We start from the raw sequence: 14,559 nt of genomic DNA, 5'->3' as shown, positions 1-14,559 counted from the left end.
GGCGTAAGGGAACAGCGGCCCGGGCTGTGCTACAAATCTTCGTAGCGATATAACAAAAATCCTTAACGAATGTCGTCAAATTTCCAGGAAGCCGTCCAGCAGCTCGTGGACGACCGGCCGCCGACCGCCGTCAACGCCATCTACAGCTCCCAGGGCATCAAGCTGATCGAGCGCGGCGTCAAGGTCGATCCCCGCCTGTACGAGCGCCTGCTGCGCCACCAGCTGTCGGCCCCACTGGAAGATGCCCTGCAAGCCCAGGACAGCATCAACGGCAAGGCCCTGCGCAGCACGGCCGAGGACCTCGTGGAGCGCCGGCCCGTGCTGGCCCGGCTGCTGGGGCACGGCAACCACCAGGCCCAGTTGCTCGATGCGCTGGAAGCCATTCCACTGCCGCCGCCGGTGGCGTTCCAGCTCAGCGTGGCGCGCGACGTGCACCCTGCCCTGTTCCAGTACGCCGTGTGCACGGCCTTGCTGGCCGGCTGGCTGGTGCTGCGCCCCGGCATGGTGCGCTACGACGTCATCATGCCGATGGCAGCCGGACTGCTGCAGGACCTGGGCATGATGCACATCGACCACGCGCTGCTGCAACCCCAGGGCGATCTCACGCGCGAGCAGCGGCGCCAGCTGTATTCGCACCCGCTGGTGTCCGCGCTGCTGCTGGAACGCCACCATGAGTACCCGCGCGAGCTGATCCGCGCCGTGCGCGAGCACCACGAGCTGCTCGACGGCTCGGGCTATCCCGCCCACCTGGCGGGCGACCGGATCAGCCCTTGGGGCCGCGTGGTGTCCCTGGCCCAGGTCATGTCGGCCCTGCTGCGGCCGGGGCGCGCCCTGTCGGCGCTGCGCCTGTCGCTGCTGTTGCGCACCAACCGCCACCAGTTCGACCCCGCGCTGGGCGACCGGGTGCTCGATGCGCTGCGCGGCATCGCCAGCGAGAACGCGCTGGCCTCGGTCACCGGCATGGCGGCCCTGGAGCCCGGGGCCTCGCCCATCGGCCAGCTCATCGCCTTCGACCGGCTGCTGGCCGCCTGGCCGGCCACGCTGGGCCAGAGCGCCGCAGCCACGCCGGCACGCGTGCAGGGCATGGCCGCGATCGGCCAGCAGTGCGAGCAGATGCGCCGGCTGCTGGCCGACGTGGGCGCCAGCGGCGATCAATTGCTGATGCTGGGCGACGACCAGGATGCCGAGCTCATGGCTGAACTCTCGCTGATCGCCCAGGAAATGACCTGGCAGCTGCGCGCGCTGGCGCGCAATGCCCGCCGCCGCTGGGCGCCGGCGGCAGGCGAGGAGCTGCCGACCGCGCTTGCCGCCTGGGTGGGCGAGGTGGACGCCTGCCTCTGACCGGGGCAGCCTGAGCCGGCCGGCACAGCACCGCCCCGCAGGCCGTGGGACACTGCGCGGCTTTCCCGCGCGCCGCCGCCCCGATGAATTCCCCCGCCACCCCTCCCTCGCTGGCACGCCAGCTGCTGCCGCTCATGGCGGTGATGGTGCTCGTGCACCTGGCCTTCACCGGGGGGCGCGTGGCGCTGTCGCTCTACGCCATCGCGCTGCACGCGCCCACCGTGGTCGTCGGCCTGCAGGTCAGCCTGCTGTCGGTGCTGCCCATGCTGCTGTCGGTGCGGCTGGGGCGCTGGATCGACCGCGTGGGCATGCAGCGGCCGGCCCGCATCGCGACGGCCATCTCGGCCGTGGGCGTGGCGCTGCCGGCGCTGTGGCCCTCGGTGCCGGTGCTGTGCCTGGCCAGCATGCTGCTGGGCAGCGGCTTCATGCTGCTGCACATGACGGTCTACAACGAGGTGGGCCACAGTACCAACGACCAGACGCGCGTGCGTGCCTTCACGCTGCTGGCGCTGGCCTTCTCGACCTCCACGGTGATGGGCCCCGTGATCGCCGGCATCGCCATCGACGGCATCGGCCACCGCTGGACCTTCGCGCTGCTGGTGCTGTTCCCGCTGCTGGCGCTGATCGTGCTCGTGGCGCTGCGCATCCGCGTGGCGCCGCGCAATGCGCCGGGCGGCGTGGCAGGCGCGGGCCAGGTCATGGACCTGCTCAGGAACCCGCGCATGCGCGCCGTGTTCATCGTCAGCGGCTTGCTGTCCATGGGCTGGGACATGTTCACCTTCATGGTGCCCGTGCAGGGCGCGCGCATCGGGCTGTCGGCCTCCACCATCGGCCTCATCATGGGCTGCTTCGGCGTGGCCACCTTCGTCGTGCGCCTGGCCATGCCGGTGCTGCAGCGCCACCTCAACGAGTGGCAGACGCTGACCATCTCGCTGGGCGTGACGGCCGCCGTCTACCTGCTGTTCCCGCTGACGACCGCGGTGCCACTGCTGCTGGCGCTGGCCTTCGTCAACGGCCTGAGCCTGGGCTCCACCCAGCCCATGGTCATGAGCCTGGTGCACCAGGTGGCGCCGCCGGGCCGCTCGGGCGAGGCGCTGGGCGTGCGCGCCACCATCATGAACGCCAGCCAGGTGTTCCTGCCCATCCTGTTCGGCGGCCTGGGCTCGGCCGCCGGCATGGGGCCGGCGTTCTGGACGCTGGCGGCCATCCTCTCGGGCGGCACGGCCTACGCGCGGCGCTTCTCACGCAGTGCATGACGCGGTCCTTGGGCAGTCCTCCTACAGGCCGCGCGCGACAGCGCTGATCGCCCGCTGTGCGGCCGAGCGGATATAAACCGCCGATGCTGCCGTCCGACTGGTTCCACTCCACCTTGCTGCTCGGCGTGCCCATGGCCCAATGGGTCCTGGCCGCCGCCGCCGCCCTCGCCGCCTACTTCGTCATGCGCACCGCCCTGCGGTTCGCGCGCGGCCGCATCCGCCAGAGCGCCGAAGCCGACCCGGCCGCGCGCGGCCTGGGCCAGGTGCGGCCCACGCTCGCGCAGATGCTGGACGCCACCAACGGCCTGTTGCTGACCGTGGCTTCGGTGCTGGTCGGGCTGTCGCTGCTGGACCTGCCCGCGCGCTGGTCCGACCGCGTCGCCCAGCTCTGGTACGTGACCGTGGCGCTGCAGCTGGCCTTGTGGGGCGCGCGGCTCATCGACGTGCTGATGCAGCGCCAGCTCATGCGCCATGCCGCGCCGGGCAGCTCGCCGCAGGCCACGGTGTCGAGCACGCTGATCGGCTGGGGCCTGAACACCGCGCTGTGGGCCGTGGTGGCGCTGGCGGTGCTGTCCAACCTGGGCTTCAACATCACGGCCTTCGTGGCCAGCCTGGGCATCGGCGGCATCGCCATCGCACTGGCCGCGCAGAACATCCTGGGCGACCTGTTCGCCTCCATCGCCATCGCGCTGGACAAGCCCTTCGAGGTGGGCGACGCCATCAACAACGGCAGCGTCAACGGCACGGTCGAGCAGGTGGGCATGAAGACCACGCGACTGCGCAGCCCCAGCGGCGAGCAGATCGTGGTGTCCAACACCGAGCTGCTCAAGGGCTCGCTGCGCAATTTCAAGCGCATGCGCACGCGGCGCATCGAGTTCACGGTGGGCGTGAGCTACGCCACCACGCCCGCGCAGGCCGCCGAACTCCCGGCCGTGATCCGCCGCGTGGTCGAGGCGCAGCCCGAGCTGGTGTTCGACCGCGCCCACTTCGCGAAGCTGGGCGAGAGTTCGCTGGACTACGTGGTGGTCTACACCATGCAGACCGCCGACTACGGCCGCTACATGGACAACCAGCAGGCCATCAACATCGGCCTGATGCGCGAATTCGCGGCCATGGGCGTGGAGTTTGCGTTTCCGACACGCAACGTCGTGCTGTCAGGGCCGTCGCCGCTGGGCCATGAAGCACCGCCGCAGGAACCCTCCGCGACCACCGCTGCGCACCGGGCTGGCAGAGCCTGAACGCGGACCGGATGGCCGCAGCGTGCGCGGTGCCGGCGTATCGGTCGCCTCACAGCCGCCATATGACTGACTTAGTCAACTGATTTTGCTAGACTGCGTCAACCATGGACGAAGTCATCAACGAACAGGTCAAGGCCGTGCGCGCCTTCAACCGCGGCTACACGCGCAGCACCGGCCTGCTGGAACCCTACCTGGACGGCCCGCTCTCGCTGACCGAGGTGCGCGTGCTCTACGAGCTGGCCCATCGCGAGCAGAGCGCCGCCAGCGGAATCGGCCGCGAGCTGGGCCTGGACACCGGCTACCTGAGCCGCATCCTCAAGCGCTTCGAGGCGCGCGGCTGGTTGGAGCGCAGCAGTTCCCCGGCCGATGGCCGCCAGCAGTTCCTGCGGCTGACGCAGGCCGGGCACGCGGCATTCGCGCCGCTGCAGCAGAAATCGCGCGATGCCGCGCGCACGCTGCTGGAACGGCTGCCCAGCGCCGACCGCGCGGAACTGGTCGGCGCCATGGCCAAGGTCCAGCGCCTGCTCACGCCGCCGGTCCCCAGCGCGGCGCCGCGCCCCCGCACGGCCATGCTGCGCGAGCCGCGGCCCGGGGACATTGGTTGGGTGGTGCAGCAGCACGGCGAGCTCTATGCCCGCGAGTACGGACTGGACGCGCGCTTCGAGGCGCTGGTGGCCGACATTGCGGCGCGCTTCGTGCGCAACTTCCAGCCCGGCTGGGAACGTTGCTGGATCGCGGAACTCGATGGCCAGCGCGTGGGCTCGGTCTTCGTCGCGCGCAAGAGCGCCACTGTGGCCCAACTGCGCCTGCTGATCCTGGCGCCGGGCGCGCGCGGCATGGGCCTGGGGAGCCGGCTGACCGACGAGTGCCTGGCCTTCGCACGCGCCAAGGGTTACCGCAAGATGGTGCTGTGGACCAACAGCTGCCTCACGGCCGCGCGCAGCATCTACGCGGCACGCGGCTTCGTGCTGAAGAAGAGCGAGCCCTACGAGGACTTCGGCCAGTCGCTGGTCGGCGAGACCTGGGCATTGAAGCTCTGAAGGCAACTCCGCAAGAATCGTCAGGTCCGCAGGCCTAGAGTGGCCGCCTGTCATCCAGTGGAATCCATGCCATGCACACCATCGTCCAGGACCAGGCCATCCATGTGGTCGGCGTCGAACTGCGCACCAGCAACGAAGAGGCCGCGCAGACCATCCCAGCGTTCTGGCAGCGCCTGACCGCCTGCGGCGCGTTACAGGACATACCGCAGCGCACCGGTGAGGGGCTGTTTGCCGTTTACACCCATTTCGAGCATGCCGGCCGCAACAACCAGGGGCTGTACTCGCTGATCGTGGGGGCCCAGGTACCGGTCAACGCCTCGGTGCCCGCCGGCATGGTGCGGGCCGTGGTGCCCGCCTCGCTGCGCGCCGTGTTTCCGGTTGCGCACGGCCAACCCGAACAGGTGGGCGCCGCCTGGCAACAGGTCTGGGCCGCGCGGCAACTGCCCAAGAGCTATATCGCCGACTACGAGCACTACGGTGCCGACGGCAGCATCGCCATCTTCGTCGGCATCCACGACAGGCCCGGCGCGCCATGAGTGTCCGGCGTGGCTGGGTCGACTACCAGGCGCGCCTGGCGCGCGTGATCGCCCATGTGCACGAGCACCTGGACGCACCGCTGGACCTGCCGCGCCTGGCCGAGCTGGCACACCTGTCGCCGTTCCACTGGCACCGCACCTACGCCGCGCTGTATGGCGAGACCCTCGCCGCCACGGTGCGCCGGTTGCGCCTGCACCGCGCCAGCGGTTACCTGGCCAACAGCACGCTGCCGGTGGCGGACGTGGCGCGCCGTTGCGGCTATCCGAACGTGCAATCGTTCGCGCGCGCCTTCCGCGACAGCTATGGCAGCAGCCCCAGCGCCTACCGCCGGCAGGGCATGCACCAGGTCTTCCGCGCGGGCACGACGCCCGTGCTGGCGGCCGGCTACACGGTGCAGATCCGCGTGGTGCCCGCCGTGCGAGTGGCCGGCCTGGACCACCACGGCGCCTACATGCAGGTCGGTCGGGCCTTCGAGACCAGTTTCACGCACATGGCCGCCGCGCAGTTGCTGCGGCCGGACACACGCTGGTTGGCAGTCTATTTCGACGATCCCGAGGCCGTGCCCGAACGCCAGCTGCATGCGCGCGCCGGCCTGTCGTTGCCGGCCGGCGCCGGCCCGCCGCCCGGTCTCGTGCCGTTCACGCTGGGCGGCCAGCGCTGCGCCGTGCTGCACCACCGCGGCCCCTACGCGAGCATGCGCGCGGCCTATGCCTGGCTGTATGGCCGCTGGCTGGTCGAGACCGGCCATGCAGCGGCGGACCTGCCGGTCTTCGAGGAGTACCTGAACAACCCGCGCGATACCGCGCCCGAGGACCTGCGCACCGACATCTGCCTGCCGCTGGCCGGACCGGCTACTGCATGAACCAGCCGTGGCTGACGACCAGCGACTGGCCGGTCAGCGCGTTGCTCGGGAAGCCCGCGAACAGCAGCGCCACCTGGGCCACGTCGTCGGTGGTGGTGAATTCGCCGTCCACGGTCTCCTTGAGCATCACGTTCTTGACGACCTCGGCCTCGCTGATGCCCAGCGTCCTGGCCTGCTCGGGGATCTGCTTTTCCACCAGCGGCGTGCGCACGAAGCCAGGGCAAATCACGTTGGCGCGCACACCGTGCGCCGCGCCCTCCTTGGCCACGGTCTTGCACAGGCCGATCAGGCCGTGCTTGGCCGTCACATAGGGTGCCTTGAGCAGCGAGGCCTCCTTGGAGTGCACCGAGCCCATGTAGATCACGCTGCCGCCGCGGCCCTGGGCATACATGTGCTTCAAGCAGGCGCGCGTGGTCAGGAAGGCGCCGTCCAGGTGGATGGCGAGCATCTTCTTCCAGTCGGCGAAGGAAAACTCCTCGACCGGGTGCACGATCTGGATGCCGGCATTGCTGACCAGGATGTCGATGCCGCCGAAGGCCTTGGCCGCCTGCGCCACCGACGCCTCGACCTGCGCCTCGTCGGTCACGTCCACGGCCACGCCCAGGGCCTTGGCGCCGCTGGCGCGCAGCTCGGCGGCCGTGCTCTCGGCCGCGGCCGGGTTGAGGTCGGCGATGACGACGGCAGCGCCCTCGCGGGCGAAGACGGTGGCGATCTCCTTGCCGATGCCACTGGCCGAGCCCGTGATGTAGGCGACCTTGTTCTGGAGCTGTTGCATGGTGGGTTCCTTCGGGTGTGAGACGGTTGGAGGAGTTCAGGCGAGGTAGTCGTGCTCGACCGTGCCGAGCGCGAGCGTCATGTCGGCGATGTAGTGCACGGCCGATTCGACCTTGCGCACCGGCAGGTCGGCGACCGGTGCCAGGGCGTGCGGGTGCAGTTCGAGCGCCGCCGGGCCGCTCCAGGCCCCGTGCAGCTGGATGTCGACCATGTGGTAGCGCACGAGCTCGCAGATGCGTGGCGAGCCGTCCACGTGCGGAATGATCTTGAGCAGAAAATTCGGCTGGGCCAGCGCCGCCAGGATGGGGCCCGGCGCCAGCGTACGGTGCTTGAAGCCCATGGTGGCGGTGGCCACCCGCACCCGGCCGTAATCCAGCGTGCCCACGATGGTGTCGGTCTCGTAGTCCAGCTGCGGCGTGGCGAGTTTCTTCGGAAAGCCCCAGAGTTCGCGGCCGCCAGCGATGGGCGGGTGGTCGTTGAGGTACATGGCATGCACATAGGCGCCCTGCTCCAGGCCCTTGGCCGTGCGCAGTTGCACCGGGATGACCTGGCCCGATTCCGTGTAGTCGCCGAAGCCCGTGGAGTCGGGCATCCGGATGAACTCGTACTTGACCAGCGGCTCCACGACTTCGAGCGGCTCGGGCACGACGGCGCGCAGCGCATCCAGGTCGGTGCGGTAGCTGATGACCACGAACTCGCGGCGCACGAAGCGGTAGGGGCCGCACGGGAATGCGGGGCTGGTGGCCGGCATCGCAAAGGCGCGGCGCACGTCGTCAAGTTGCATGGGGGGCTTTCTGTGAGGGAGAGCCCCCACTCTGCGCCGCGAGACTTAGACGAAGCTGAAGCGGGCTGCGCGACGGGATAATCCGCGCCATGCCCGCCCCCGATTCCGCGCCCGAGCCTTCCGGCGCACTCGCGCAGCCACGCTCCAAGACCGATCTCTTCCTCTCGTTCACCTGGCTCGCGCTGCAGGGTTTCGGCGGCGTTCTGGCCGTGGTGCAGCGCGAGCTTGTGGAGAAGAAGCGCTGGATGAGCCGCGACGAGTTCGTCGAGGAATGGTCCGTCGCGCAGATCATGCCGGGGCCCAATGTGGTCAATCTGTCGATGATGATCGGCGCACGCTACTTCGGCCTGCCCGGCGCATTGGCGGCTTTGTCCGGCATGCTGCTGGCGCCGCTCGTGGTGGTGCTGCTGCTGGCGCTGGCCTACACCCGCTTGGCCGACGACCCGCACATGGCCGGCGCGCTGCGTGGCATGGGTGCGGTGGCCGCCGGGCTCATCATGGCCACCGGCATCAAGCTGATCCCGGCTCTGCAGCGCAATGTGTTGGGGCGCGGGCTCTGCGCCGCCTTCGGCCTGTTGTGCTTCGCCGGCATTGCGCTGCTGCGCTGGCCGCTGGCCTATGTGCTGTTCGGCCTGGGCGCAACGGCCTGCGTGCTGGCCTGGCGCCGGTTGGCGCCATGATCGGCCCGGCGTTGTCGCTGGGCCCGGCCGACTGGCTCGCGCTGTTCCTGCATTTCGCCACGCTCTCCCTGCTGGCCGTGGGCGGCGCCATCACCACCGCGCCCGACATGCACCGCTTCCTGGTCGACCGCCAGCACTGGCTGACCGACCCGCAGTTCAGCGCCTCCATCGCCATCGCCCAGGCCGCGCCAGGGCCCAACGTGCTGTTCGTCGCGCTGATGGGCTGGAACGTGGGACTCAACGCAGGCGGCTACGCCACGGCCGCGCTGGGCCTCACGGTGACCATGGTCGGCGTGCTGCTGCCCAGCTCCACGCTGACCTACCTCAGCGCGCAGTGGGGCCACCGCAACCGGCACCGGCGCAGCGTGCGCGCCTTCAAGGCCGGCATGGCGCCCATCGTCGTGGCCTTGCTGGTCGCCACCGGCTGGGTGCTGGCCGGCAGCCAGGGGGCAGCGGCACAGAACTGGCGGTTGTGGCTGCTGACGGCCGTGGTGGCGGTGCTGGTCTGGCGCACGCGCTTGCACCTGCTGTGGCTGCTGGGCGCCGGCGCGCTACTCGGCGGCCTGGGCTGGGTCTGAATAGCCTGCCCAGCCCTTGGCCCGCAACACGCAGGCCGGACAGGTGGCACAGCCGTAGCCCCAGGCATGCAACGCGCCGCGCTCGCCCAGGTAGCAGGTGTGGGTGTGCTCCACGATGAGATCGACCAGGGCCGGCCCGCCCAGCCGCTCGGCCATGCGCCAGGTCTCGGCCTTGTCGATCCACATCAGCGGCGTGTCGATCAGGATGCGCCGGTCCATGCCCAGCGACAGCGCGATCTGCATGGCCTTGATGGTGTCGTCGCGGCAATCCGGATAGCCCGAGAAATCCGTCTCGCAGACGCCCGTGACCAGCACGTCCAGCCCGCGGCGGTAGGCCAGCGCGGCGGCCAGCGTCAGGAACAGCAGGTTGCGGCCTGGCACGAAGCTGTTGGGCAGGCCCTGCTCCTGCATCTCCATCGCGATGTCGCGCGTGAGCGAGGTTTCGCTGATCTCGCCCAGCACGGGCACGGCCAGCAGGTGGTCTTCGCCCAGGCGGGCGGCCCAGTGCGGGAACTGCACGCGGAACTGGCGCAGCACCTCGATCCGCGCATCGAGCTCGATGCGGTGGCGCTGGCCATAGTCGAAGGCGATGGTCTCGACGCGCTCGTACTGCACGAGCGCGTGGGCCAGACAGGTGGTGGAATCCTGGCCGCCCGAGAACAGCACCAGGGCATCGCGCGGCAAGCTCATTCCACGCCCTGCGCGAAGACGGGCTTGAGTGCGGCATAGACCGCGCGGAAGCGCTCCAGCCGCGGCTGGTGCAGCGCGCCCGTGCGCTCGCCAGGCGTGAACAGGCCGCGCCGTGGCGGCACGGTGCAGACCGTGGCCTCGTCGCCGCCGTCGGCCAGCCAGGCCAGGCGCGCGGCGCCCAGCGCGCCGCCCGATTCACCGCCTGCGCCCAGGGCCAGCGGCGTCTGCAGGATGTCGGCCAACAGCTGCGACCACCAGGCACTGCGCGCGCCGCCGCCCACCAGCGACAGCGGCCTGGCGTTCGGCGGCCGGGACAGCGTGTCCAGCCCGTCGCGCAGGCCGTGGCCCACCCCCTCGACCACGGCGTAGGCGATGTCGGCGCGCGAATGCGCCGGCGTGAGTCCGTACAGCACCCCGCGCGCGCGGGCGTCGTTGTGCGGCGAGCGCTCGCCCGACAGGTAGGGCAGGAACAGCGGCGCCTGGGCGCGTGCGGAGTCGTCCAGCGATGCCGCGGCGTGGAAGAAGCCCGGGATGTCGGCGAAGCCGTAGGCGCGCACGGCCCAGTCCACGCTGCTGGCGGCCGAGAGCATGACCGACATCTGGTGCCAGCGGCCCGGCAGCGCGTGGCAGAAGGCGTGCACGGCGCGCGCCGGGTTGGGCGCGAAGCCATTGGAGCAGACGAAGATCACACCCGAGGTGCCGAGCGAGACGAAGCCCTGCCCCGGCGCCACCAGGCCCATGCCGACCGCGCTGGCGGCGTTGTCGCCACCGCCGCCCGCGATCAGGACGCCGGCCGGCAGGCCCCAGCGCTGCGCCATCTCGGGCTTGAGCGTGGCCGACACCGCACTGCCTTCGACCAGACGCGGCATGTGTTCCCGCGTGAGGCCGGTGGCGGCCAGCAGTTCGTCGGACCAGTCGCGCCGGGCCACGTCCAGCCACAGCGTGCCGGAGGCATCGGACATGTCGGTCACGGCTTCGCCACTCAGCCACAGGCGCAGCCAGTCCTTGGGCAGCAGCACGCGCCGCGTCCTGGCGAACACCTCGGGCTCATGCTCGCGCACCCACAGCAGCTTGGGCGCGGTGAACCCCGGCATGGCCAGGTTGCCTGTGATGCGGACCAGGTCCGGCACGGCCTGGGTGAGCGCCGCGCACTGGGCCGCGCTGCGGCCATCGTTCCACAGGATGGCCGGGCGCAGTACGGCGTCGGCCTCGTCGAGCAGCACGGCCCCGTGCATGTGACCGGACAGGCCGATGGCGCGCACGCTGCGCATGGCGTCCGGGTGGCGCGCGCGCAGCGCGGCCATCACCACGTCGAGCGCATCGGCCCAGGCCTGCGGCTGCTGCTCGGACCACTGCGGCTGCGGCCGCTGCGCGGTCAGGGCCGCGTGCGCGACGCCCACGACCCCGTGGTCGTCGGCGAGCAGCATTGCTTTGAGTTCGGAAGTTCCGAGATCGAGGCCCAGGTACATGGCAAGAACACTTCAAGAAGCGCCGCCGAAGCGATGTTCCGCCTGACGGCGGAACTCCGTGGGCGTCACGCCCTTGAGCTCCAGAAAACGGCGGTTGAAGTTTGCCACGTTGTTGAAACCGACCTGGTAGCAGATGTCGGCGACGAAATGGTCGGTCTGCATCAGCAGGCGGCAGGCGCTGTTGATGCGCACCATGTTCACGAAGTCGGTGAAGCTGTTGCCGGTGGCGCGCTTGAAGAAGCGCGACAGCCGGCTCTCGCTCATGCCCAGCTCGCCGGCCAGGTCCGCCAGGCTCACCGAGGCCGCCAGGTCGCCCGTGATGCGGTCGACGATGCGGTTGATCTGCTCCAGCTCGCCGTCGCCCTCGGCGCTCTGGATCTGCACCGTGGACAGCAGCCGGTAGTCGCCGCACTGGGCCAGGTCGGCCAGGTACGCGCAGAAATGGCCGAAGCGGCGCACGCCGCGCGTGGCCTTGACGGCCTGCCAGTGCGCCTGCGCGCGCTCGGACATGCCGAAGAACTCGATGCCGTGGCGCGCGCGCTGCAGCAGCGCCATGACCTCGCGCAGCTCGGGCAGCGATTCGGCGGCGCGCGCCAGCGGTGCATGCTCGAACTGGATCACGAGGTCGCGCTCGGGCACGCCCGCCCCCGCGTCCAGCGAGATCCAGTTGTGCGGCAGGCGCGGGCCGCACAGCACCAGGTGACCGGGCTCGAACTGGCCGATCCAGTCGCCCACGAAGGCCTTGCCCGAGGTGCAGGTGATCAGGTGCAGCTCGTACTCGTCGTGGAAGTGCCAGCGCGCCAGCGGCGTTGGAAAGCCGTGGGCGAGGCAGCGCACCAGGCCGCCGTCCTCGGGTGCCTCGTAGCCGAGTGCGGGCGAGCGCGCGAACTCGCCTTCCAGTTCGGGCTGACGCTGGCGCGGGCGGCTGCGCGGTGCGGGCATGGCGCTCAAGCGGTGGCGGCCTGCGGCTGCAGGGCCTGGACCGCCGCGCGCTGCGGCGGGTCGGCGCCTTCGCGCGCGCAGTTCAGCGCCGCGGCTGTGGCGGCGAAACGCAGCACCTCGGCCCAAGCGGTGGTGGGCAGTGCCGCGAGCCGGGCCGCGTCCTGCACACCGTGGTCCAGCAGGGCCACGGACAGGCCGGCGCCGAAGGTGTCGCCGGCACCGATGGTGTCGACCACCTGCACAGGCGGCGGCCGCACCACCAGCGGCGGCTGGCCTGGGCGGTACAGCGTGGCGCCCTCGGCGCCGCGCGTGATGAGCACGGCGCGCGGGCCGGCCTGCAGCCAGGCCTGGGCCAACGCATCGAACGGCTGGCCGGGCGCGAGCAGCGCGCAATCCTCGTCGCTGAGCTTGAGCAGCTCGCACTCGGCGATGCATTCGGCGCAGCGCGCACGCCAGGCCGGCAGGTCCTCGACCAGGCTGGGACGGGCATTGGGATCGAACACGCGCAGCACACGGCCGCGCTGGGCACGTGCGAAGTCCAGCACGCGCTGGCCCGAGGGCTCGCGCGTGAGCAGGTTGGAGCCGTAGTGCAGCCAGTTGCAGCTGTCGGGCAGCGCGGGCAGCGGATCGGGCGCCCACAGCACGTCGGCCGTGCCCTGCATGTAGAAGGCGTAGCGGTTGGTCTGTGGCGTGCGCTCCACGAAGGCCAGCGTGCTGGGCGCCGCACTGCGCAGCACGAGCTCGGTCGAAATGCCGTTGGCCTGCAGATGGGCCAGCAGGCGCTCGCCGAACAGGTCGGTGGACAGTTGCGTGAGGTAGCCGACGGGCGCGCCCAGCCGCGCGGCCGCGACCGCGCCATTGAGCAGGGCCCCGCCCACGTGGCCCTGGAACTGCAGGCCGGCGCCGGGCTGGGCCGTGAAGTCGATCAGGGCTTCACCGACGAAGGCGATGCGCATGCTCATGGCGTCGCCCTCGCCTGCACGAAGGCCGCCACGCGCCGGCCGGCCTCGCGCAGCGCGGACAGCAGGCGCGCATCGCCGGCCAGTTCGCCCCACAGCGTGCGGTCGGCCGCGAGCGCCGCCGCGGGATCGGCGGCGGCGCAGATCGCGTGCGCGGCGACCGGGTCCATGCCCTGGTCCTGGTACGCATAGGGCAGCTGGCCCGCGTGCCAGCGCTGCAGGAAGGCCAGGAACAGCGCGGGCAACATGGCCACGGCGGCGATGCTCCGGCCGGCCGCGAGCCGCTCGCGCACCGTGGGCGCGATGAAGCCCGGGATCTTGGCAAAGCCGTCGGCCGCCACGCGCTGGTTGGTGTCGTGGACCGCCGGGTTGGCGAAGCGCTCGAGCACCACGTCTCGGTAGGCCGGGAGGTCCACCGGGCTTTCGCGGCCGGGGCGGTGCAGGCAGGGGATCACGTCGTCGCTCACGTAGTCGAAGGCCATCTGCCGGATCTCGGCATCCAGCGTGCCCTCGTGGATGTACTGCAGGCCGGCCAATGTACCCGCCCAGGCGATGCAGCTGTGGCTGGCGTTGAGGATGCGGATCTTGGCCTCCTCGTAGGGCTGGACCGAGCGCACGAGCTCCACGCCGACCTGCTCCCAGGCCGGGCGGCCGGCCGCGAAGTCGTCCTCGATGACCCATTGGATGAAGCTCTCGCCCGTGACCGGTACGGCGTCGTCCACGCCGGTGGCCTGGCGCACGCGTTCGCGCAGTTCGGGCGGCGGGCGCGGCGTGATGCGGTCCACCATGGCGTTCGGGCAGGTGGTGTGCTGGCGTGTCCAGGCTGCCAGCGGGCCCTCGCCCGCAGCCTCCAGGAACGCCAGCAGCGCGGCGCGGAAGCGCTCGCCGTTGTGGCGCAGGTTGTCGCAGTTCAGCAGCGTGAGCGGGCCGGCGCCGGCCGCCTGGCGCGCGCGCAGGATGGCGGCCACGGCGCCGTAGATGGTTTCGCCGGCCTCGCCGCGCGCCGCGCGCGCGATGTCGGCCGCGAGTTCGGGCTGGCCGGGGTCGAGCTGGTGCAGGGGGTCCAGGTAGTAGCCGGCCTCGGTCACCGTGAACGAGACGATGCGCGTGGCGGGGTCGGCACCGCGCACCACCATGGCCGACAGGCCGGGCGCGTAGGGGATGACTTCGCGGATGGCCGTGATGCGCTCGTAGCGGCGCACGCCGGCCGGCGTGACCGTCTCCAGCGTGTAGGCGCCGCCCTGGTCGGCCAGGGCTTGCAGCACGTCGGCCATGTCGGGCCGGATGTTGCAGCCGGCCAACTGCCAGCGCCGGTCGCCTGCATCCATCAGGCGCTGCAGGTAGACGGCCTGGTGTGCGCGGTGGAAGGAGCCCAGGCCCAGGTGCAGGATGGTATGGACGGTCATGTC

15 protein-coding genes are annotated in these 14,559 nt (G+C 71.0%); 8 read left to right on the top strand and 7 right to left on the bottom strand.

Going from position 1 to position 14,559, the window contains the following annotated elements; genetic code table 11:
• The first annotated feature begins 69 nt into the window (after positions 1 to 69).
• The 6 genes from ACSQ4M_RS21260 (at position 70) to ACSQ4M_RS21235 (ending at position 6,274) form a co-directional block, all read left to right on the top strand.
• Complete coding sequence (locus ACSQ4M_RS21260; RefSeq protein ID WP_436191407.1) at positions 70 to 1,341, top strand: HD-GYP domain-containing protein; 1,272 nt, start codon at positions 70 to 72, stop codon at positions 1,339 to 1,341.
• Between the two features lie 83 nt (positions 1,342 to 1,424).
• A complete protein-coding gene (locus tag ACSQ4M_RS21255; protein ID WP_436191406.1) occupies positions 1,425 to 2,597 on the top strand; it encodes an MFS transporter in 1,173 nt (390 codons plus the stop codon).
• Positions 2,598 to 2,680: 83 nt separating this feature from the next.
• Positions 2,681 to 3,835, top strand: a complete 1,155-nt coding sequence (locus ACSQ4M_RS21250) for a mechanosensitive ion channel family protein (RefSeq protein WP_436191405.1) — start codon at positions 2,681 to 2,683, stop codon at positions 3,833 to 3,835.
• A gap of 104 nt (positions 3,836 to 3,939) precedes the next feature.
• Positions 3,940 to 4,875 (top strand): bifunctional helix-turn-helix transcriptional regulator/GNAT family N-acetyltransferase, encoded by a 936-nt coding sequence (locus tag ACSQ4M_RS21245; protein WP_436191404.1) that lies wholly within the window; start codon positions 3,940 to 3,942, stop codon positions 4,873 to 4,875.
• 71 nt (positions 4,876 to 4,946) lie between these two features.
• The gene (locus ACSQ4M_RS21240; protein WP_436191403.1) at positions 4,947 to 5,411 is read left to right on the top strand and encodes a GyrI-like domain-containing protein; all 465 of its coding nucleotides are present in this window, start codon (positions 4,947 to 4,949) and stop codon (positions 5,409 to 5,411) included.
• The gene (locus ACSQ4M_RS21235) at positions 5,408 to 6,274 is read left to right on the top strand and encodes an AraC family transcriptional regulator (protein WP_436191402.1); all 867 of its coding nucleotides are present in this window, start codon (positions 5,408 to 5,410) and stop codon (positions 6,272 to 6,274) included. The genes ACSQ4M_RS21240 and ACSQ4M_RS21235 overlap by 4 nt, the downstream gene beginning before the upstream one ends.
• Here the strand turns inward: ACSQ4M_RS21235 and ACSQ4M_RS21230 are convergent.
• Positions 6,264 to 7,049 (bottom strand): 3-hydroxybutyrate dehydrogenase, encoded by a 786-nt coding sequence (locus ACSQ4M_RS21230; RefSeq protein ID WP_436191401.1) that lies wholly within the window; start codon positions 7,047 to 7,049, stop codon positions 6,264 to 6,266. The two genes, ACSQ4M_RS21235 and ACSQ4M_RS21230, sit on opposite strands and share 11 nt — an antisense overlap.
• Positions 7,050 to 7,085: 36 nt before the next feature.
• Positions 7,086 to 7,832 (bottom strand): acetoacetate decarboxylase, encoded by a 747-nt coding sequence (locus tag ACSQ4M_RS21225; protein ID WP_436191400.1) that lies wholly within the window; start codon positions 7,830 to 7,832, stop codon positions 7,086 to 7,088.
• Positions 7,833 to 7,921: 89 nt separating this feature from the next.
• Between ACSQ4M_RS21225 and ACSQ4M_RS21220 the strand changes: the two genes are divergently transcribed.
• Both ACSQ4M_RS21220 and ACSQ4M_RS21215 read left to right on the top strand, forming a co-directional pair.
• Positions 7,922 to 8,512: a chromate transporter gene (locus ACSQ4M_RS21220; RefSeq protein WP_436191399.1), complete on the top strand. Its 591-nt coding sequence runs from the start codon at positions 7,922 to 7,924 to the stop codon at positions 8,510 to 8,512.
• Positions 8,509 to 9,090 carry a chromate transporter gene (locus tag ACSQ4M_RS21215; RefSeq protein WP_436191398.1) on the top strand — a complete coding sequence of 194 codons (582 nt, stop codon included), beginning with the start codon at positions 8,509 to 8,511 and terminating at the stop codon, positions 9,088 to 9,090. The genes ACSQ4M_RS21220 and ACSQ4M_RS21215 overlap by 4 nt, the downstream gene beginning before the upstream one ends.
• On the opposite strand, the gene queC is transcribed toward ACSQ4M_RS21215, so the two are convergent.
• Genes queC through dalD form a run of 5 tightly spaced genes read right to left on the bottom strand, consistent with a single transcriptional unit; the run spans position 9,064 to position 14,556 of the window.
• A complete protein-coding gene (gene queC, locus ACSQ4M_RS21210; protein ID WP_436191397.1) occupies positions 9,064 to 9,780 on the bottom strand; it encodes a 7-cyano-7-deazaguanine synthase QueC in 717 nt (238 codons plus the stop codon). The two genes, ACSQ4M_RS21215 and queC, sit on opposite strands and share 27 nt — an antisense overlap.
• Positions 9,777 to 11,249 carry a xylulokinase gene (gene xylB / locus ACSQ4M_RS21205; protein WP_436191396.1) on the bottom strand — a complete coding sequence of 491 codons (1,473 nt, stop codon included), beginning with the start codon at positions 11,247 to 11,249 and terminating at the stop codon, positions 9,777 to 9,779. Before xylB ends, queC begins: the two co-directional genes overlap by 4 nt.
• 12 nt (positions 11,250 to 11,261) lie before the next feature.
• Positions 11,262 to 12,191, bottom strand: a complete 930-nt coding sequence (locus tag ACSQ4M_RS21200) for an AraC family transcriptional regulator (RefSeq protein ID WP_436191395.1) — start codon at positions 12,189 to 12,191, stop codon at positions 11,262 to 11,264.
• A gap of 5 nt (positions 12,192 to 12,196) precedes the next feature.
• Positions 12,197 to 13,147, bottom strand: a complete 951-nt coding sequence (locus tag ACSQ4M_RS21195; RefSeq protein WP_436194048.1) for a carbohydrate kinase family protein — start codon at positions 13,145 to 13,147, stop codon at positions 12,197 to 12,199.
• A 2-nt stretch (positions 13,148 to 13,149) separates the two neighbouring features.
• The gene (dalD, locus tag ACSQ4M_RS21190) at positions 13,150 to 14,556 is read right to left on the bottom strand and encodes a D-arabinitol 4-dehydrogenase (RefSeq protein ID WP_436191394.1); all 1,407 of its coding nucleotides are present in this window, start codon (positions 14,554 to 14,556) and stop codon (positions 13,150 to 13,152) included.
• Positions 14,557 to 14,559: the final 3 nt, after the last annotated feature.

This window comes from Pseudorhodoferax sp. LjRoot39 (genome assembly GCF_964253035.1).
Classification (GTDB): Bacteria; Pseudomonadota; Gammaproteobacteria; order Burkholderiales; family Burkholderiaceae_C; genus Pseudorhodoferax.
Note: the sequence above shows the minus strand (reverse complement) of the source record. Positions and strands in the feature narration are given on the sequence as shown.